The sequence below is a fragment of the Pseudonocardia zijingensis genome (genome assembly GCF_042657305.1).
Classification (GTDB): domain Bacteria; phylum Actinomycetota; class Actinomycetes; order Mycobacteriales; family Pseudonocardiaceae; genus Pseudonocardia; species Pseudonocardia zijingensis.
This window is the reverse complement of sequence record NZ_JBHSKO010000003.1, coordinates 81,566-98,549: the sequence shown is the minus strand read 5'-3', so window position 1 is coordinate 98,549 and position 16,984 is coordinate 81,566. Positions and strand designations below refer to the sequence as shown.

Annotated in this window: 19 protein-coding genes; 6 read left to right on the top strand and 13 right to left on the bottom strand. The window is 74.3% G+C overall.

Features of this window, described 5'->3' with window-relative positions; translation table 11 throughout:
* Nucleotides 1-12 precede the first annotated feature (12 nt).
* A complete protein-coding gene (locus tag ACFPL3_RS07625) occupies nucleotides 13-633 on the bottom strand; it encodes a TetR/AcrR family transcriptional regulator (protein WP_343940688.1) in 621 nt (206 codons plus the stop codon).
* Between the two features lie 112 nt (nucleotides 634-745).
* Between ACFPL3_RS07625 and ACFPL3_RS07620 the strand changes: the two genes are divergently transcribed.
* A complete protein-coding gene (locus ACFPL3_RS07620) occupies nucleotides 746-1,912 on the top strand; it encodes an enolase C-terminal domain-like protein (protein WP_343940687.1) in 1,167 nt (388 codons plus the stop codon).
* A gap of 11 nt (nucleotides 1,913-1,923) precedes the next feature.
* On the opposite strand, the gene ACFPL3_RS07615 is transcribed toward ACFPL3_RS07620, so the two are convergent.
* From ACFPL3_RS07615 to ACFPL3_RS07590, 6 genes are read right to left on the bottom strand one after another with little or no spacing between them, the layout of a single operon-like run.
* Nucleotides 1,924-2,358: a VOC family protein gene (locus ACFPL3_RS07615; protein ID WP_343940686.1), complete on the bottom strand. Its 435-nt coding sequence runs from the start codon at nucleotides 2,356-2,358 to the stop codon at nucleotides 1,924-1,926.
* Nucleotides 2,355-3,155 carry an alpha/beta fold hydrolase gene (locus ACFPL3_RS07610; RefSeq protein ID WP_343940685.1) on the bottom strand — a complete coding sequence of 267 codons (801 nt, stop codon included), beginning with the start codon at nucleotides 3,153-3,155 and terminating at the stop codon, nucleotides 2,355-2,357. Before ACFPL3_RS07610 ends, ACFPL3_RS07615 begins: the two co-directional genes overlap by 4 nt.
* Nucleotides 3,156-3,204: 49 nt before the next feature.
* A complete protein-coding gene (locus ACFPL3_RS07605; protein WP_343940684.1) occupies nucleotides 3,205-3,612 on the bottom strand; it encodes an AraC family transcriptional regulator in 408 nt (135 codons plus the stop codon).
* Nucleotides 3,613-3,634: 22 nt separating this feature from the next.
* Nucleotides 3,635-4,675 (bottom strand): ABC transporter substrate-binding protein, encoded by a 1,041-nt coding sequence (locus ACFPL3_RS07600; RefSeq protein ID WP_343940683.1) that lies wholly within the window; start codon nucleotides 4,673-4,675, stop codon nucleotides 3,635-3,637.
* Nucleotides 4,676-4,683: 8 nt separating this feature from the next.
* Entirely contained in the window at nucleotides 4,684-5,511 is an 828-nt protein-coding gene (locus ACFPL3_RS07595) for an ABC transporter permease (protein WP_343940682.1), read from the bottom strand.
* Nucleotides 5,508-6,287, bottom strand: coding sequence for an ABC transporter ATP-binding protein (locus ACFPL3_RS07590; protein WP_343940681.1), 780 nt, complete (start codon nucleotides 6,285-6,287; stop codon nucleotides 5,508-5,510). Before ACFPL3_RS07590 ends, ACFPL3_RS07595 begins: the two co-directional genes overlap by 4 nt.
* 380 nt (nucleotides 6,288-6,667) lie before the next feature.
* On the opposite strand from ACFPL3_RS07590, the gene ACFPL3_RS07585 reads away from it, so the two are divergent.
* Complete coding sequence (locus tag ACFPL3_RS07585; RefSeq protein WP_343940680.1) at nucleotides 6,668-7,582, top strand: RNA polymerase sigma-70 factor; 915 nt, start codon at nucleotides 6,668-6,670, stop codon at nucleotides 7,580-7,582.
* A gap of 10 nt (nucleotides 7,583-7,592) precedes the next feature.
* On the opposite strand, the gene ACFPL3_RS07580 is transcribed toward ACFPL3_RS07585, so the two are convergent.
* From ACFPL3_RS07580 to ACFPL3_RS07565, 4 genes are all read right to left on the bottom strand, one after another.
* Nucleotides 7,593-8,255 carry a response regulator transcription factor gene (locus ACFPL3_RS07580; protein ID WP_343940679.1) on the bottom strand — a complete coding sequence of 221 codons (663 nt, stop codon included), beginning with the start codon at nucleotides 8,253-8,255 and terminating at the stop codon, nucleotides 7,593-7,595.
* Nucleotides 8,252-9,385 carry a sensor histidine kinase gene (locus ACFPL3_RS07575; protein WP_343940678.1) on the bottom strand — a complete coding sequence of 378 codons (1,134 nt, stop codon included), beginning with the start codon at nucleotides 9,383-9,385 and terminating at the stop codon, nucleotides 8,252-8,254. Before ACFPL3_RS07575 ends, ACFPL3_RS07580 begins: the two co-directional genes overlap by 4 nt.
* The gene (locus ACFPL3_RS07570; protein ID WP_343940677.1) at nucleotides 9,382-10,200 is read right to left on the bottom strand and encodes a CPBP family intramembrane glutamic endopeptidase; all 819 of its coding nucleotides are present in this window, start codon (nucleotides 10,198-10,200) and stop codon (nucleotides 9,382-9,384) included. The genes ACFPL3_RS07575 and ACFPL3_RS07570 overlap by 4 nt, the downstream gene beginning before the upstream one ends.
* Nucleotides 10,201-10,296: 96 nt before the next feature.
* A complete protein-coding gene (locus ACFPL3_RS07565) occupies nucleotides 10,297-12,003 on the bottom strand; it encodes a TM0106 family RecB-like putative nuclease (RefSeq protein ID WP_343940676.1) in 1,707 nt (568 codons plus the stop codon).
* 157 nt (nucleotides 12,004-12,160) lie between these two features.
* Between ACFPL3_RS07565 and ACFPL3_RS07560 the strand changes: the two genes are divergently transcribed.
* From ACFPL3_RS07560 to ACFPL3_RS07545, 4 genes are all read left to right on the top strand, one after another.
* Complete coding sequence (locus ACFPL3_RS07560; protein WP_343940675.1) at nucleotides 12,161-12,676, top strand: DUF6474 family protein; 516 nt, start codon at nucleotides 12,161-12,163, stop codon at nucleotides 12,674-12,676.
* A 112-nt stretch (nucleotides 12,677-12,788) separates the two neighbouring features.
* Entirely contained in the window at nucleotides 12,789-13,295 is a 507-nt protein-coding gene (locus tag ACFPL3_RS07555) for a hypothetical protein (RefSeq protein ID WP_343940674.1), read from the top strand.
* 38 nt (nucleotides 13,296-13,333) lie between these two features.
* Nucleotides 13,334-13,912: a copper resistance CopC family protein gene (locus ACFPL3_RS07550; RefSeq protein WP_343940673.1), complete on the top strand. Its 579-nt coding sequence runs from the start codon at nucleotides 13,334-13,336 to the stop codon at nucleotides 13,910-13,912.
* Nucleotides 13,909-14,901 carry a copper resistance D family protein gene (locus ACFPL3_RS07545; protein ID WP_343940672.1) on the top strand — a complete coding sequence of 331 codons (993 nt, stop codon included), beginning with the start codon at nucleotides 13,909-13,911 and terminating at the stop codon, nucleotides 14,899-14,901. Before ACFPL3_RS07550 ends, ACFPL3_RS07545 begins: the two co-directional genes overlap by 4 nt.
* Nucleotides 14,902-14,911: 10 nt before the next feature.
* Here ACFPL3_RS07545 and ACFPL3_RS07540 read toward each other — a convergent pair whose 3' ends face one another.
* Complete coding sequence (locus ACFPL3_RS07540; protein WP_343940671.1) at nucleotides 14,912-16,312, bottom strand: dihydrolipoyl dehydrogenase family protein; 1,401 nt, start codon at nucleotides 16,310-16,312, stop codon at nucleotides 14,912-14,914.
* Nucleotides 16,312-16,971, bottom strand: a complete 660-nt coding sequence (locus ACFPL3_RS07535; protein WP_343940670.1) for an NAD(P)H-binding protein — start codon at nucleotides 16,969-16,971, stop codon at nucleotides 16,312-16,314. The genes ACFPL3_RS07540 and ACFPL3_RS07535 overlap by 1 nt, the downstream gene beginning before the upstream one ends.
* Nucleotides 16,972-16,984: the final 13 nt, after the last annotated feature.

Here is a 16,984-nt window from a genome sequence, read left to right as displayed (position 1 = left end):
GGCTGGCGGTTTTCAGCCGCGTTGCGCCGGCGGGAACAGGTCGATGGCCAGGTGGCGGGCGGCCCAGTCGGCCCAGTCCTGCAGCGGCCAGCCCTGTGTGCCGACCAGCAGCGCATAGGTCTCGTGCGACAGCAGCGCCGCGGCGATCTCGGTGGCGCGCTGCACGGTGATCTCGGTGGTGAAGGCCGGCTTCTCGGACAGCTCGTCGAGGGCCTGGCCGTGCGCGGCGAGCTCCGCGCGCCGGGTGCGGGCGAGCAGCTCGGCGGGTTCCGGGTCGGCCGCGGCGGCCCTCAGCACCGCGTCGAGGGGGAAGCGTCGCTCGACCGTCGTCGTGGCGTGCTCGACGTAGCGCCCCAGTGCGGCCGGCCCCGACGGCTCGGCGCGGACGTCGGCGAGCCACCCGTTCGGCTGGTTGTCGGCCCCGGTGGCGAGCGTGGCCTCCAGGACGGCGACCTTGCTGCCGAAGGACAGGTAGAGCGTCTGCACCGCAACGCCCGCCGCGCGGGCGATGTCTGCCATCGTCGTCTCCACGTACCCGTTCCGCACGAACATCGGTGCGGCGGCGGCCAGCACGCGCTGCCGGGTGGCGAGCGCACGCTCGGCGCGGGCGGTGCGAGCGCGGGACGAGGACACGGGCCCTCCTAACTGGAACGTCATTACAGGACGACGTTACAGCATCTTCTTCCAGAATGATCTTCTACCCGCCAGTTCGCTCCTCCCTCGCGTCGTGCGGTACGAAGTCCGGGTGCGCGTTCTGGAGGTCCGGGAACGGACGGTGCCGATCTCGCGATACGCGCCCCGCGACGCCCTCGCCTCCGACCTCGACACCACGGCGGTCGCGGTGGTGACCGACGTCGTCCGGGGCGGCGCCCCGGTCGTCGGGTTCGGCTTCTCGTCCATCGGGCGGTTCGGGCAGGGCGGGCTGATCCGCGAGCGCTTCGCACCCCGCCTCGTCGCCGCGGGGGACGAGGTGGCATCGGGAGCGGGCCGCAACATCGATCCGTTCCGGGCGTGGAACCGCATGATGCACGGCGAGAAGCCCGGAGGGCACGGCGAGCGGTGCGTGGCCGTGGGAACGCTGGACATGGCGCTCTGGGACGCGGCGGCCAAGATCGCCGATCAGCCGCTCCACGCGTTCCTCGCCGACGCGACCGGCCCGAACGGTCCGAACGGTGCTGCCGCGCGCGTTCCGGTCTACGCCGGCGGCGGCTACTACTTCCCCGCGGAGGACATCGGCCGGCTGACCGACGAGGTGCGCGGGTTCCTGGACCACGGCCACACCCACGTCAAGATCAAGATAGGCGGCCGGGCGCTCGCCGATGACCTCGAGCGGATCGAGGCCGTCCTGTCGCTGCTCCCGAGCGCGGACCGGCTCGCGGTGGACGCCATGAACCGCTACGCCCCCGACCAGGCAGAACGCGCCGCAGCCGCGTTGGCGCCGTACGGACTGCGGTGGTTCGAGGACGTGTGCGACCCCCTCGACCTCGCGGCGCACGCGCGGATCGCCGAGCTGTACGCACCACCGCTCGCCGCGGGCGAACCGCTGTTCTCGGCGTCCGACGCCCGGAACCTCGCCCGCTACGGCGGCCTGCGGCCGGACCGCGACGTGCTGGTCTTCGACCCCGCGCACTGCTACGGCCTACCCGGCTACCTGCAGATCGTGCAGGTCATGGAGGACGCGGGGTGGGGCCGCGGCGCCTTCCAGCCGCACGGCGGGCACCTGTTCTCACTCCACGTCGCTGCCGCGCTGGGCCTCGGCGGGAGCGAGGTGAACCCGCACAACTTCCAGCCGTTCGGCGGGTTCGCGGACGGCACGGTCGTCGAGGACGGCTCCGCCCGGCCGCCCGATGCGCCCGGGATCGGCTTCGAGACCCGGTCGGACCTGATCGCCCTCTTCCGTTCGCTGCTCTGACCGCAGTCAGATCACGTGGCCCCGTCGCGGATGTCGTCGAGCGTCTTCGGCTGCGTCAGTCGCCAGTGGTTGCCGAACGGGTCGCGGAACGCGGCGTCGATGCCGTAGAAGCGCTCCTCCGGCTCCTCGGTGATCTCGACGCCGCGCGCCTTCAGCTCCGCGCAGGTCGCCCGGCAGTCGTCGGTGGAGAGCGCGCCGAGCCCGAGGTAGCCGCGCGCCATCAGGCTGTGCAGCTGCCCCGCGATCGGCTCCTCCACCACGGGCGGTTCGGGCACGACGAGCATCATCGGCAGCTCTGGACGGCCGGGGACGTGGACGGTCAGCCAGCGGAAGCCGTCCATCTCGCGGTCGATGCCCACCTCGAAGCCGAGGACGTCCACGTAGAAGCGCTTGGCCTCGTCGAGGTCGCCGACGTTGAGGCAGACGAGGGCGAATCCGGTGATCACGGCCGTCGAGCGTAGGACGCGGAGGAACCGGCGAACTCGTGCACGGCCGCGGCGAGGACGTCCGGGGTGACGGCGTGGGTCTCGCCCAGCAGCTCGCGCACGACGGCACCGGGGATCGCGGCCGCAGCGGCCCGCGCCGCCTCGCGGAACCAGTCCGGGCTCGCCCCACCCGCGAACACCGCCGTGGGTGCCGTGATCGCGGCGAGGCGCTCGACGGGGACGCTCCCGTCGCCCATCACCTGCGCGTCGTGGGCGAGCGTGGGGGCGAGGGCCTCGCCCCGTGCCCAGTACGGCGACTGCCGCATCCCGGCGATCGCCTCCGCAGGCACGCCCGCCACCGTCATGAACAGCTCGACCGCGTCGCCCCGGCGGCCGTCCGCGAGCAGTGCTCGCAGGCGTTCGCCGTACTCGCGCGCGCCCTGCTGCCCGGCGGCGTCGAGGCGGAACGGCGGCTCCCACATCACGAGGTGCCCGATGGGCAGGCCGGCCGCGGCGGCGTACGCCGCGAGCACGGCACCCGACGAGAGGCCCACCACCACCGCGGAGCCACCGGCGGCGGCGAGCAGGACCTCCAGGTCCTCGATCTCGCGCTCGACGGCGTAGGGGGATGCTTCGCCGCTGTCGCCGCGCCCGCGCCGGTCGTGGTTCAGGACGGTGAACCGGGCGGCGAGGCCCGCCGCGATGCCCGCGTCGGCGGCCCGGTCGCACGCCGCACCCGCCACGAGAACCAGCGGCGGTCCGGCGCCGATCTGGTCGAAGGCGATGGTCGTCCCGTCCGCGGAGGTCACGGTCTGCATAGCCGGGACGCTACGGACGCGCCCGCGGCCGCCGCTTCTCCGAAACCGCTCAACCCGCCGGGCGGGTGAAGCGGCGGACGAGGCACGCGGGGACGGCCTCGAGCTCGTGGTGCCCGGCCCGGTCGCGGTAGCTCGTGGGACTCTCGTCCACGAACCGGCGGAACTGGGTGCTGAACGACCCGAGGCTGGTGTACCCCACGGCGAGGCAGACCTCGGTGACGGACAGCTCCCCGGCGCGCAGCAGGGCCTTGGCCCGCTCCATCCGCCTGCGCAGCAGGTAGCGGTGCGGCGTCTCACCGAACGCGGCCGCGAACGACCGGTTGAAGTGCGACTCGGAGACGTGGGCGCTGCGGGCGAGCGCGGGCACGTCGAGCGGGCTCGCGTAGGCGCGGTCGATCAGGTCCCGGACCCGCAGGAGGTGCCGGGACAGCGGGATCGCCGGAGAACGACGTTCCACGACCGGCTCCCATCCCGCCGGTTCAGCGGCGCGCTCCGGACACCGAGCCGAGCTGCTTGATCGCGTCGCTCGCCGGCCCGGTGTCGACCAGCCGCTCGATCGGCGGGGCGGAGCCCTCGAGGATGCCGAGCTGGCTCATCGAGTCGACCGTAGCGCTGATGCGGTTCGTGTCGATGCCGGTGTTCAGCGGGAAGATCTGCCGCTGCGTGAGCAGGATGTCGTAGGACTCGGAGATGATCGAGTCGTCGAAGCCGGTGGCGTCGGCCACGATGCTCACCGTCTCGGCCTTGTTGGCGTACATGAACCGGTGCGCCTTGGTGAGGGCGGCGAGCAGGCGGTTGGCCGCGTCGCGGTGCTCCTCGAGCCAGCTGCGCGACACGAAGAACGTGCCGTAGTGGTAGTTCGGCACGATGTCCGCGAGGTTCGCGAGGACGTGCAGGTTGGGGTAGGCGTGCGACGCCGCGACGGCCTGTTCGGTCTGGAGGATGGCCGACTGGATGCGCCCGTCCACCAGCGCCGCCGTGTAGGACTGCGCGTCCACCGGCACGTACTGCACGTCGTTCGGGGTGAGCCCGCCCTGCTGGAGCACCAGCCTCGTCATGACCTCGCGGAACGCGCCGACCTCCTGCACGCCGACCGGGCGGCCGCGCAGGTCGGCCGGGGTGAGGACGTCCTTGGGGGTGACCGCGGAGACGGCGAGCCGGTCGCTGTAGGCGCCGATGATGGCGAGATCGCCGCCACTCGCGACGGCGTTCACCACGGGCTCGATGCTTGCCGCGCCGACGTCGAGCTCGCCCTCGGTGACCGCTTCCACCACCGAGACGCCCGAGCGGAAGTTCTCGACCTGGACCGCCACCCCGTAGTCGGCCAGGAAGCCCTTCTGCTGGGCGACGAGGATGTCGGCGTTCGCGAAGCTGGTGACGCCCGTGGGCAGACCGATCCGCAGGATGGGCGACCCGCTCGCGGCGGCCTCGGGCTCCTCTCCCAGTGCGCCGCAACCGGCGGTGAGCGCGGACAACGCGACGAACAGGACGGCGAGCAGCCGCCGCGGTCGTGACGACATGATTCCCCTCAGTCTCTCGCCGACCAGCGCACGACGCGGCGCTCGACCAGCTCGAGCAGCGCGGTGAGGAGCACACCGAGCGCCGCGATCACGAGGATGGGCACGAAGGTGCGGTCGGTCTGGAAGCTGTTGGCGTTGGTGACGATCAGGTAGCCGAGGCCGGAGAAGGCGGTGAAGAACTCCGCGACGATCACGCCGATCAGCGCCCGCCCGATCGCGAGCCGCAGGCCCGTGACCACGTACGGGAGCGCCGAGGGCAGGATCAGGTCGAACCACATCCGCCGTTCACCGGAGCAGAACGACCGCGCCACCTCGACGAGCTCGCGGTCGACCTCCTGCACCCCGCGCATGGTGTTGATCAGCACGGGGAAGAGCACGAACAGGATCACCACGACCGTCTTGGCCGTGGGCCCGAACCCGAACCACACCACGATCACGGGGATCAGGGCGACGGTCGGGGTGGCGTAGAGGGCGTTGAGCGGCAGCTCGATCAGGGTGGCGATGACCTGGTTGCGACCAGCGGCCAGCCCGATCACGAGCCCGGCGATGACGCCGATCAGCGAGCCGACGCCCAGCACGACGAAGCTCTCGCCCATCGCCTTCGTGAGGGTGCCGTCCGCGATCATCTCGAACGTGGCGCCGATGATCGCCGTGGGCGACGAGAGCAGCACCGGGTTGATCGCGCTGCCGTAGAGCTCCCACGCCACGGCGATGGCGATCAGCGACGTCAGCCGCAGGGACCACTTCACCGCGGGCGACAGCGAGCCGGAACGACGGCCCGGCTTGCCGGTGCGGCCGGACGTGCCGCTCGCCGGCTCGGTGACGGGCGCGGTCATGCGCTCTCCAGCACCCGGTCGGTGCCGGCCTGGAGGGCGTCCCACAGCTTCTCGCGCAGGTCGGCGTACGACTCGTGGGAGCGCACCGAACGCGCCGAGCGCGGCCGCGGGATGTCGACGGGCACCTCGAGCGTGATGCGGCCGGGCGGGCCCGCGATCACGACGATCCGGTCGGCCATCAGGATGGCCTCGTCGACGTCGTGCGTGATCAGCATGGCGCTCATGCCCTGGTTGCGCTCCCAGAGCTGCAGCACCTCGTTCTGCAGCACCTCGCGGGTGATCGCGTCGACGGCGCTGAACGGCTCGTCGAGCAGCAGCAGCTCCGGCTCCATCGACAGGGCCCTGGCGATGCCGACGCGCTGCTTCATGCCACCGGAGAGCTGGTGGGGATAGCGGTGCTGCGCGTGACCGAGGTTCATGATCTCGATCAGCTCGTCGACGCGCTTCTCGTAGCCGGTGCGGCCCTGCACCCGCAGCCCGTACTCCACGTTGGAGCGCACCGTCTTCCACGGGAAGAGCCCGAAGTGCTGGAAGACCATCGAGATCCGGGGCGTCGGGCCGTGGATCTGCGCCCCGTCGAGCTGGACGGATCCTCCCGCGGGCTCGAGCAACCCGGCCACCGTGCGCAGCAGGGTGGTCTTGCCACCGCCCGACGTGCCGATGATGCAGATGAACTCGTGCTCGTCGACCGAGAGGTCGATGCCGTCGAGGATGTGGTTACCGCCCAGCGACACGGACAGGTTGTCGACGACGACCTTCGGCTTCGTTCCGTTCATCGGCCCCCCGGGGCGGCACTGCACTGCTGAGGACGTGTACTACGCGTAGCAGTAAACACATTACGTCAGCGGGACGGTAAGACCGATCGGAGGTAGTGTCAACACCCTCGGTCATTTCCCGGCACCCAAATGGGTGACAATCGGGTGCGGAACAATCGGGTATTTTCTCACAGCAGCTCGGGGCCCTCGACATCGACCCCCGCCCACCGGAGCGGAATTGCCGCCGGCGCATTTCCGGGTACGCGCCCGTACTCGATGCGTCATTCGTCGACCCGACGAGATCCAAATGTGATGCGCGCCACTCTGCCTGGTGCGGTGTCACAGGGCGGCGGCCCGCGGCGTCTCGTGGTGAGGTCGACCGACAGCGGAGGGAGCAGTCGATGACGGGCACACCGCAGACCGCGCCGGGGGGCGCCCGCGACGACGCCACCACGGAGTTCGTGACCCACCGCAACCTGCTCTTCACGGTCGCGTACGAGATGCTCGGCTCGGCCGCCGACGCCGAGGACGTCCTGCAGGAGGTCTGGCTGCGTTGGAGCGACGTGGACCTCGCCGAGGTGCGGGACCCGCGGGCGTACCTCGTCACGATCACCACGCGGCAGTCGCTCACCCGGCTGCGGACGCTCGGGCGCCGCAAGGAGTCCTACGTCGGCTCCTGGCTGCCCGAACCGCTGCTCACCACGCCCGACGTGGCCGAGGACGTCGAGCTGGCCGACAACGTGTCGATGGCGATGCTGCTGGTGCTGGAGACGCTGGCCCCCACCGAGCGGGCCGTGTTCGTGCTGCGCGAGGTCTTCGACCTGGGCTACGACGAGATCGCGCAGGCCGTCGGCAAGACCCAGGCCGCGGTCCGCCAGATCGCGCACCGGGCGCGGGCCCACGTCGCGGCGCGGCGGCCGCGCGAGGTGGTGTCCCCGGCCGAGACACGGGCGGCGCTCGAGGCGTTCCGGCGGGCGGTCGATTCCGGCGACGTGCAGCGGCTGCTCGACGTCCTCGCCCCCGACGTCGTCCTCGTCGGCGACGGCGGCGGGGTCGTGCAGGCCCTGCCGAAGCCGGTGTTCGGCGCCGACCGCGTGGCCCGCGTGCTGGCCACGGGCATGGGCCGGGTGGCCGCCGCGGTGGCGCTGGAGCCGGCAGAGGTCAACGGGCAGCCCGCGCTGGTCCTGCGCCTCGACGGGAAGCTCGACGCCGTGATCACGGTGCGCGTTGAGGGCGGCCGCATCACCGGCGTCTACGCCGTGCGCAACCCGGAGAAGCTGTCGCGCATGCGGCAGGAGACCGCCCTGCGCCGCTGACCCGCGGTGGTCACCACTCCACCAGGCCCCGGCGGTAGGCGTAGACGGCGGCCTGCACGCGGTCGCGCAGGTCGAGCTTGGCGAGGATGCGCGAGACGTACGTCTTGACGGTCTCCTGGCTGATCACCAACGTCGCGGCGATCTCGCTGTTGGACAGGCCGTCGGCGACGAGGCGCAGCACCTCCAGCTCGCGCGGGGTGAGCGCCTCGTCGGCCTGCGCCTCCCCGGGGGGACGGATCCGCGCCGCGTACCGCCCGATGAGCTGCCGCGTGACCTCGGGGGCGAGCAGAGCGGCCCCGCTCGCCACTGTGCGGATGCCCTGCAGCAGCTGGGCGGGCGGGGCGTCCTTGAGCAGGAACCCGCTCGCGCCCGCGCGCAGCGCCTCGTAGACGTACTCGTCCAGGTTGAACGTGGTCACCACGAGCACCTTGACCGGGTCGGCCACCCCGGCGCCCGCCAGCAGGCGGGTGGCCTGGATGCCGTCGAGCACGGGCATCCGCACGTCCATCACCACGACGTCCGGGCGCAGGCGCCGGGTGAGGTCGACGGCGGCGCGCCCGTCGCCGCACTCGCCCACGGCCTCGAGGTCGTGCTGCGCGTCGATGATCGTGGTGAACCCGGTGCGGATCAGCGCCTGGTCGTCGCAGACCAGCACCCGGATCGGCGCGCTCACACCGGCTCCCCGGTGGGGATGCGCGCCCGCACGACGAACCCGCCGCCCGACCGGCGGTCGGCGCTGAACTCACCGCCCAGCGCGCAGACGCGGTCCCGCAGCCCGGCCAGACCCCGGCCGCTCCCGCCCACGCCGGCCGCCAGGCCCGAGCCGTCGGTGCCGACCTCCACCGCGATTCCCCGCTCGCTGTACCGCACGTGGACCACAGTGCGGCTGCCGCGGGCGTGCTTGAGCGCGTTGGTCAGCGACTCCTGCACCACGCGGTGCGCCGTGAGCGCGGCGGTGCCGTCCACGTCCACCGGCCTGCCCTCCTCGGTGAGCTCGACCGGCTGCCCGGCCCGGCGCACCTGCTCCACGAGGGGCAACAGCCCGCCGGACGGCACACCGGCACCGGACTCGTGGCCGGGATCGAGCACGTCCAGCAGGTGCCGCAGATCGCCGACGGCCCGCCGCCCGGTGTCGGCCACCGCCGCCAGGCTCTCGTCGAGGCGCTCGGGTGCGCCCGCCAGGTACCGGGCCGCCTCGGCCTGCACCACCATCGCCGTGACGTGGTGGGTGACGACGTCGTGGAGCTCGCGGGCGATGCGGGTGCGTTCGGCCGCGCGGGTGGCCTCGGCGACGCGACGGCGGCGTTCGGCCTCGGCCGCCCGGGTGGAGCGCAGCCAGGACCCGGCGCCCCACGCCACCACCAGGCCCACGTAGAACACCACGAACCCGCCCACCGTCTCCGGGGCCCCGAGCAGGTGCAGCGTCACGGCAAGCGCCCCGTACCCCGCGGAGAGGGTGATGGCCGCCACCCGCCGGTGGTGGTCGAGGTGGGCGCCCGCGCTCATCACCGCGATGGGCAGCGCCGTGGCCGCGACCAGGTGGTAGCTCAGGAGCTCTCCGACGAGGAAGCCGAGCGACACCAGGCCGAGGGACCACGCGGGTGCCCGCCTGCGCACGGCGAGCGGGAGGGCCTCGAGGGCGAGCACCACGGCGGCCACCGCGTCGAACGGGCGGGCCGGGAGGTCGCCGACCTGGGTCTCGTGGCCCTCGAACAGCGGCAGGAAGGACGTGACGACGAGCAGCAGCGCGAGCGGGAGGTCCCGGACCACGACGTCCGCTCGCCGCCACCGGTCCGCGATCACCGCGCGAGCGTAGGGGTGCGCCCGCCGCGGGGCACCAGGTGGCCACGCCTGCGGGCCAGCCACAGGAACACGATCGTCAGCACCACACCGGCCAGCACGGCGTACAGGCTTCCCTCCGGCCCGAACGCACCGCCGCTGATCAACAGCGGACCCGACGTCTCCCCCTGCAGCAGACCCTCCGGCGTGCCGTTGCCGGACACCTCGGTGCCGAAGATCCCGGCGGCGGCGAAATTCCATCCGAAGTGCAGGCCGATCGGCAGCCACAGGGTGCGGGTGGCCGCGTACGCGGCGGCGAGCATGCCACCCGCCTCCACCGCGATCGCGACGGCGCCCCACACGCTCGCGTTCGGGTTCGGCAGGTGCGACAGCCCGAACAGCACCCCGGTGAGCGCCAGCGCGATCCACGTGCCGGCCCGCTGCTCGACCAACCGGAACAGGATGCCGCGGAACATCAGTTCCTCGGTGACCGCGGCCGCGGCCATGAAGCCGAGCAGCCCGGCCGCCCCCGCGACCGAGCCGGCGCCCTCCACGCGGTAGCCGCCGAGGAACCAGATGTTCACGATGACGAACCCGAACATCCCGACGCCGATCAGCACGCCCCGGCCGAGCGCGCCGGCCGCACCGGGAGCGCCCACCTCGACCGGCCGGCGGCGCTCCGTCCACCGCACGGCCCACGCGTAGACGGCCACCGCGAGCGCGGCCGTGGCGACCCCGAGGACCAGCGTGACGTACCCGCCGTCCCCCACCGCGCCGATCGCCTGCGAACCGACGAACGCGACCACCGCCACCGCTACGAGCTGTCCCAGCCACCTCATGATCGAGAACCTAGGGATCGGGACGCCCCGGGTCGTCACCGTCGGGTGGACATCCGCGGGTAGCTCGCACGGGGGACAACGCCTCCCCGGGAAGCCCTACAGGTCGGCCGCCAGCGGCACCTGCATCACCGCCGGTGAGGTCATCCACTCCCGCAGCGCACGCGTGGCGTGGACGTCGTCGGCGTTGTAGGCCAGGAGCCGCTCGCGCTGCTGGATGTCGGGGGCGGCGCCGTCCATGCCGACGGCGTCGCGGTACCAGCGCATCGAGTTCTCCCCGCCCGCCTCCGGGTCGCGCCAGGCGAAACCCGCCACCGGGGCGACGCGCTTGAGCCCCTTGCCGTGCGCGCACAGGAACCACTCGCTGACCACGGCGAACAGGTCGATCCACCCCGGGTGGGCGATGAACTCCTCCACCTCGCCCGTGGGCGGGATCCCCGGCATCCCGGCGAACCGGTCGGCCGAGGCCAGCAGCCAGCGGTTCTCGGCCTGCTCGTTGTAGCAGTAGGCGGCGAAGGTGCGCCCGCTGGCGGCGGCGCGGGCCCGCACCGCGGACAGCCACGTCCAGAACTCGGCGAACGACCGCGCCTCGTCGCGCGTGGGCACCGGGTCCCAGGTGGCGAACGCGCGGTAGCCGTCGGGCTCGTCGCCGGGCAGGCGGCCGCCGGGGTGGCGCAGCAGCGCGCCCCAGAGGTAGGCGCCCGCCTCGCCGAAGCTCTCCATGTCGACGTCGACCTCGATGTCGGCGCGCACCACCGGGACCTCCGGCACCCGTCGCACGACCGTGAGCCCGCGCATGCGGGCCCTGGCGAGCGAGACGAGGTCGGCGAACGGGAGGTTCGGCACCTCCACCGGGGGCTCCGCCGCGGGATCGAGCGCCGCGAGCTGCGCGACCGTGCCCACGCCCACCTCGCGCAGCGCACCCGCGAACTCCCCGCGGACCACGAGGCTGACGTCCTCCGTCTGTTCCAGCACGGCCTCGCAGGTGGGCCACCACGGGCAGCGCCTGCACTCGGTGATGCGCGACGGGACCGCGAGCGCCGGTGCGCCCGTGGCCGCGGCGGTGGCGACCGCGAGCCGGTCGGCGAAGCGGGCGTCGTACTCCGCGAGCGTGGACCGGCCTCCCGGCCAGTGGCCGGCACGCAGGTCGTGCCACACGACGACGTCGGCGTCGAGGCCGATGACGCCGCCGTGGTCGCCGTGGCGCAGGCGGGGGTCGGCCGCCCAGCCCGCCGTGTGCAACAGGCGGTTGAGGTGGGCGAGGCGCAGCAGGTCGCGCGGCTGCGAGCGAACCTTGCGCTCCTCGTCGACCGCGGCCGCGCCCGGCCACGGGGCCTCCACCGCCGTGGTGAGGGCGCCTGCGCCGGGGTCGGTGATGCGGTGCCGCACGACGATGACCGGCACGTAGCCGCCGCCCGGCAGCCGGACCAGCAGCTCGGGGCTGCCGCGGCGTCCGGCCGCGCGGTCGGTGGGCAGGGTGGCCCCCCAGACGAGCCGGGCACGCGACGCGACGGCGCGGGCGGTGGCCTCGACCCGCTCGGCGGTGGGCAGCGCGCTCGGGACCTCGACCCACTCCGGCCCCAGCACCGCGGCCAGGCGGGCGCCGATCTCCGCGCGGTGAGCCGCGGCGTCGGCCCGCCGCTGCTCCAGCGCCGGGTCGGGCATCGCGCGCGGCGACGAGACCGCGTCGGGATCGTGGTCGAGGTGCACGCGACGGCGGCACCGCGTGGTGGCTGCGGCGTCGAGCACCGGGCCGTTGCCATCCGTGGGGTCCACCACGGGATACCGGTTCTCGATCGCCGTCACGCCCCAGAGGGTAATGACACGGGCGGACAGTTCGCGCCGGATCGGCCGTCCCGGCCCGCGACTCACCGCATCGGGACGCGCCGGTGCCGAGCCAGCGCGGGCGACGTGCCCGGCACTAAGCTCAGGTCCCCGATCACCGTACGAGGAGGACGAGCGGATGGGCCTGCGGCGACGCCGGTCGACGCCCCCCGAGGGCGACGCCACCCCGGTCGCGGACGCCGCCGCGGCTGACGCTCGCGCCCGCAAGCCGCTCACCGCGGCCCGGGCCAAACGGATGATCGGCATCGGCAAGGCCGTCGCGCCGCTGCTCGCGCCGTACGCCCTCGCCGCCGCGGGCGTGGCGAGAGAACGCTGGGACGCCTACCGGGCGGCCCGCCTGGGTGTGGAACCCGGCGAGCTGGCCGCCTACGCCGGGCCGGGCGGTGCGCTGCACGCCCGCCTCTCGCGGATCGCGGCAGCGCTCGACCAGCTCGAGTCCGGCGACGAGCGCCGCACCGATGCGGCCCACCGCTTCGCGATCGACACCCGGCCCCGCCTCGCCGACCTGGCCGTCGCGGTGCGCGCCGCCGAGCAGATGCCCGGCCCGCGTCGCCGCACCGCCTACCGCTCCATCGGCGCCGAGCTCGACCGGATCGAGATCACGCTGCTCCAGCACCTCGGCGTGCGGGCGTAGGCAGCACGTCCCCGCCGGGGCGGCGGCCGTCCGGCGCAGCCGGACGCGCGGCGGCATCAGCCGTACGGGCGACCCGGCCCGGATCCGCGCACGGCGGCTACCGTCGGTCCCCGTGACGAGCGGTCCGGGCGGTGGTGTGTTCCGGGGTGCCGTCCTGGCCGGGTTGAGCGCGCTGCTCGCGGCCGTCGGGCACGCGGCGGGCGGGGGCGAGGTCCCCGAGCTGGCGGCACTGGTCCCCGGGCTGCCCCTGCTCGCCTGGGCGTTCACGGGCACCGCGAGCCGGTGCCGGGGCCCGGTGGCCACGGTGGCCGTGCTCGCGGTCGGGCAGTTCGTCCTGCACAGCACGCTCGAGCTGGTGCACCCGTCGCACCCCGGGCCGTCGATGCTCGCGACGCACGCGGCAGCCACCCTCGTCACGGCGTACGCGCTGCGCCACGCCGACCGGGGCGTCGAGGCTCTGGCGGCGGCGCTGCGGCGGGTGCTGCCGCGCCGCGTCACGCCGCCCCCGGCCGACCGCCCGCTGCCCGTGCTCGCGGTGCCGGGGCCCGCGGTGCCCGCCCGGCTCGCCCGCGCCTTCGTCGTGGCCCACGCCCGGCGTGGCCCTCCGGTGACGTGCTGACCACGTCCGCACGCCTCGAACACCACCGGAGAACACCCATGCCACCCCCCACCCACCGGCTCCTGCGCGCCCTCGCCGTCGGCCTCCTGGCCGCACTCGCCCTGCTGCTCGGGGCCACCCCCGCGCTCGCGCACTCCCGGCTGGAGAGCAGTGACCCCGCCGACGGGGCGAGCCTCGACAGCGCCCCGGAGCGCATCACCCTGACCTTCAACGAGGACCCCACGCCCGGCTTCAGCGAGGTCACCGTGGTGGGCCCGGACCAGGTCGAGTACCAGAGCGGGGACGTCACGATCGAGGGCTCGTCCGTCAGAGTCGGGGTGCAGCCGCTCGGCCCGGCCGGCACGTACCGGATCGGCTACCGCGTCGTGTCGGCCGACGGCCACCCGATCGTCGGCGAGGTCGCCTTCACCCTCACCGCGCCCGGTCCCGGCGCCGCCGCACCGTCCACCGAACCGGCACCGCAGGCCCAGGCCACGCCCGCACCCGCGGCTGCGGCTCCGTCCGCGGGCAGCGACGGTGGCGGTGACGGGGGCGCCCCGGTCTGGCCGTGGATCGTCGGCGCCGTCGTGCTCGTCGGCGGTGGGGTCACCGCCGCGCTGCGGCTGGGCCGCGGATGACCTCGCCGACCGTGGGCCCGCGCCCACTCGACCGGTTGCGACCGGTCGGGTGGGCCGGCCTCGCGGTCGGTGCCGCGCTCGCGGCGACGCTGCTCACCGGCGCGCTCGCGAGCACCACGCTCCCGGTGCTGGTCGGCACCACCGTCACCCGCTCCGGGATGGACGCGGTGGGCGTCGGGTGCGTCGGGCTCAGCCTGCTGGCCCTGCTCCTGCCCGCCGCCCGGCACCTGCCCGGCTCGGCGCTGCGCACGCTCTCGCGCGTGCGGGACACCGCCGACCGCGCGCTCGTCGCGCTTGCGGGCATCTGGTTCGTGCTCGTGCTCCTGGCCGTCATGTTCCGCACCGCCGACGCGTTCGGCAGGCCGCTCGGCACGATCGCCGCAGGCGAGATCGGCAGCTTCGTCACCCAGCTCGCGGGCGGGCGCGGGTTGCTGCTCACCGCCGTCTGCACCGCGGCGCTCCTGGCCTGCGCGGTCGTCCGGATGCGCGACCGCGCACTGGTGCAGGCCCGCGTCCCGCTGATCGTCGCGCTGCTGGGGCTCGTCACCCCGGCGGTCACCGGGCACGCGGGCACCCATCCCGACCACCAGCTCGCGATCATGTCGATCGGGGTGCACGTGGCGGGGGCCGCGCTCTGGGTCGGCGGGCTGGCGGCCATGCTCGCCTTCGTGGCGTGCCACCGCGCCCTCCTCGACCCCGTCCTGCCGAGGTTCTCCCGCCTCGCCGGCTGGTGCCTCGGCGCCGTCACGCTCACCGGGCTGCTCACGGCCGTGGTGCGGCTCGGCACCCTGGACGCGGTCCTCACCACCCGCTACGGCGTGCTCGTGCTCGCCAAGATCGCCTGCCTCGTGCTGCTCGGCGCGCTCGGCGGACTCGCCCGGCGCAGGCTCGCGGCAGGTCGCACACCGGTGCTGCGCTGGGCGGGTGTCGAGGTGGCGGTCATGGCCGCCACGCTCGGCATCGCCGCGGCGCTGTCCCAGTCGGCCTGACCGGCCCCGCTCAGGCCCGGTACGCCTCCAGCAGGCGCAGCCACACCTCGCTCATCGTGGGGAAGGCGGGCACGGCGTGCCACAACCGGTCCACCGGCACCTCCCCCACCACCGCCACGGTGGCGGCGTGGATCATCTCGGCCACGTCCTGACCCACGAATGTCACCCCGACGAGAACCCCGCGCGCGGTGTCGACGACCATCCGCGCCGCACCGTCGTAATCGTCGGCCTGCAGGGACGACCCGGCCACGGCGATCGGGATGTCGACCACCCGGACGTCGATCCCCGCGGCGCGCGCCTGCGCCTCGGTGCGCCCCACCGCGGCCACCTCGGGATCGGTGAACACCACCTGCGGCACGGCGACGTGGTCGGCGGTGGTGGCGTGTTCGCCCCACGGCCGGGTGTCCAGCTGCGCCCCGCCCGCCCGGGCGCCGATCGCCGCCCCCACGATCCGGCCCGCGTACTTGCCCTGGTGCGTGAGCGGCGCCCGGCCGGTGACGTCACCCGCCGCGTACAGCCACTGCCCCTCGACGCCCTCGACCAGCCCCGTGTCGTCGACCCGCAGCGGCTGCCCCGGTTGGAGGCCCACCACCTCCACACCGATCGACGCGGTGCCCGGCCTGCGCCCGGTGGCCACCAGCAGCTCGTCGACGACGACCGTGCCGTCGGCGGTGCGCAGCTCGATCCGGTCGTCCGGAGCCGGCGCCACCGAATCGAGCGCGTGCTCCAGCCGGACGTCCACGCCCTCGGCCCGCAACCCCGCCGCCACCCGCTCACCGGCGAACGGCTCCGTCGACGGCAGCAGGCGCGGGCCCCGCTGCAGGAGCACCACCTCGGACCCGAGCCGCCGGAACGCCTGCGCCATCTCGCACCCGACGACCCCACCGCCGAGCACACCCAGCCGCGGCGGCACCTCCTTGGCGGACGTGGCCTCCCGCGAGCCCCAGATGCGCACCTCGTCGAGGCCGGGCACGGGCGGCCGCACCGGCACGCTGCCCGTGCACACCACGACCGCCCGGTTCGCCACCAGCGTCTCCGGGCCGTCCGGCCCGTCGACCTCCACCGTGCGCTCCCCGACGAGCCTGCCCCGCCCGCGCACCACGCGGATCCCGGCGCCGGTGGCCCACTGCACCTGGCTCTCGTCGTCCCAGTCATGGGTGAACTCGTCGCGGCGGGCGAGCACCGCCGCCGGGTCGAACTCGGCCGTGGTGCCGGGCAGCCGGCGCACCGCGGCCACCGCGTGCCCGGTGCGCAGCAGCGTCTTCGACGGGATGCACGCCCAGAACGAGCACTCCCCGCCCAGCAGCTCCGACTCCACGACCAGCGCCGAGAGCCCGGCCTTGACGGCGTAGTCGGCGACGTTCTCCCCGGCCGGCCCCCCACCCAGGACGATCACGTCCACGTCGGCCATCACGACACCTTCGCCACGGACTCGACCACGTCGGCATCTCCCTCGCGCAGTTCCAGCACCCGGCCCGCGCTGCCCGGCGCGTCCAGGAGAGCGACGAGCACGGCGGCCGTGTCGTCGCGGGTCACCTTGCCGAGCGGCACCGGCGGCTGGGCGAGCAGCACCCGTCCGGTGCCCGGGTCGTCGGTGAGCGAGCCGGGGCGCAGGATCGTCCAGTCGAGGTGGTCCGCGGCGCGGATCGCCTCCTCGGCGGCCTTCTTCGCCGCGACGTAGGCCGCCCAGACCTCACCGCGGTCGGGCGCGGGCGGGTCGTCGACACCGGGCGAGGACACCAGCAGGTAGCGGCGCACGCCCGCGATGCGCGCCGCGTCGGCGAGCAGCACGGCCGCCGCCCGGTCGACGGTGTCCTTGCGCGCCACCCCGCTGCCCGGCCCGGCCCCCGCCGCGAACACCACGGCGTCGGCGCCCTCCAGCACGGCGGCGAGCTCGTCGGCGCGTGCGCTCTCCAGGTCGAGCACGGCGGGCGTGACCCCGGCCCGCTCGAGGTCCGGGCCGTGGTCGGGGTTGCGCACCACCCCGGTGACCACGTCCCCGCGGCCCGCCAGCGCGGCCGCCAGCCGCAACCCGATCTTCCCGTGTGCTCCTGCGATGACCACCTGCACCTGCAGGACCGTA

Excerpts from the sequence above, each read along its gene's own strand:
- ACFPL3_RS07590 (WP_343940681.1), bottom strand. The coding sequence starts at position 6,287 with ATGAACGGAACGAAGCCGAAGGTCGTCGTCGACAACCTGTCCGTGTCG.
- ACFPL3_RS07540 (WP_343940671.1), bottom strand. The coding sequence starts at position 16,312 with ATGGCCGACGTGGACGTGATCGTCCTGGGTGGGGGGCCGGCCGGGGAG.
- ACFPL3_RS07585 (WP_343940680.1), top strand. The coding sequence starts at position 6,668 with ATGACGGGCACACCGCAGACCGCGCCGGGGGGCGCCCGCGACGACGCC.
- ACFPL3_RS07610 (WP_343940685.1), bottom strand. The coding sequence starts at position 3,155 with ATGCAGACCGTGACCTCCGCGGACGGGACGACCATCGCCTTCGACCAG.
- ACFPL3_RS07570 (WP_343940677.1), bottom strand. The coding sequence starts at position 10,200 with ATGAGGTGGCTGGGACAGCTCGTAGCGGTGGCGGTGGTCGCGTTCGTC.
- ACFPL3_RS07595 (WP_343940682.1), bottom strand. The coding sequence starts at position 5,511 with ATGACCGCGCCCGTCACCGAGCCGGCGAGCGGCACGTCCGGCCGCACC.
- ACFPL3_RS07545 (WP_343940672.1), top strand. The coding sequence starts at position 13,909 with ATGACCTCGCCGACCGTGGGCCCGCGCCCACTCGACCGGTTGCGACCG.
- ACFPL3_RS07560 (WP_343940675.1), top strand. The coding sequence starts at position 12,161 with ATGGGCCTGCGGCGACGCCGGTCGACGCCCCCCGAGGGCGACGCCACC.
- ACFPL3_RS07550 (WP_343940673.1), top strand. The coding sequence starts at position 13,334 with ATGCCACCCCCCACCCACCGGCTCCTGCGCGCCCTCGCCGTCGGCCTC.
- ACFPL3_RS07600 (WP_343940683.1), bottom strand. The coding sequence starts at position 4,675 with ATGTCGTCACGACCGCGGCGGCTGCTCGCCGTCCTGTTCGTCGCGTTG.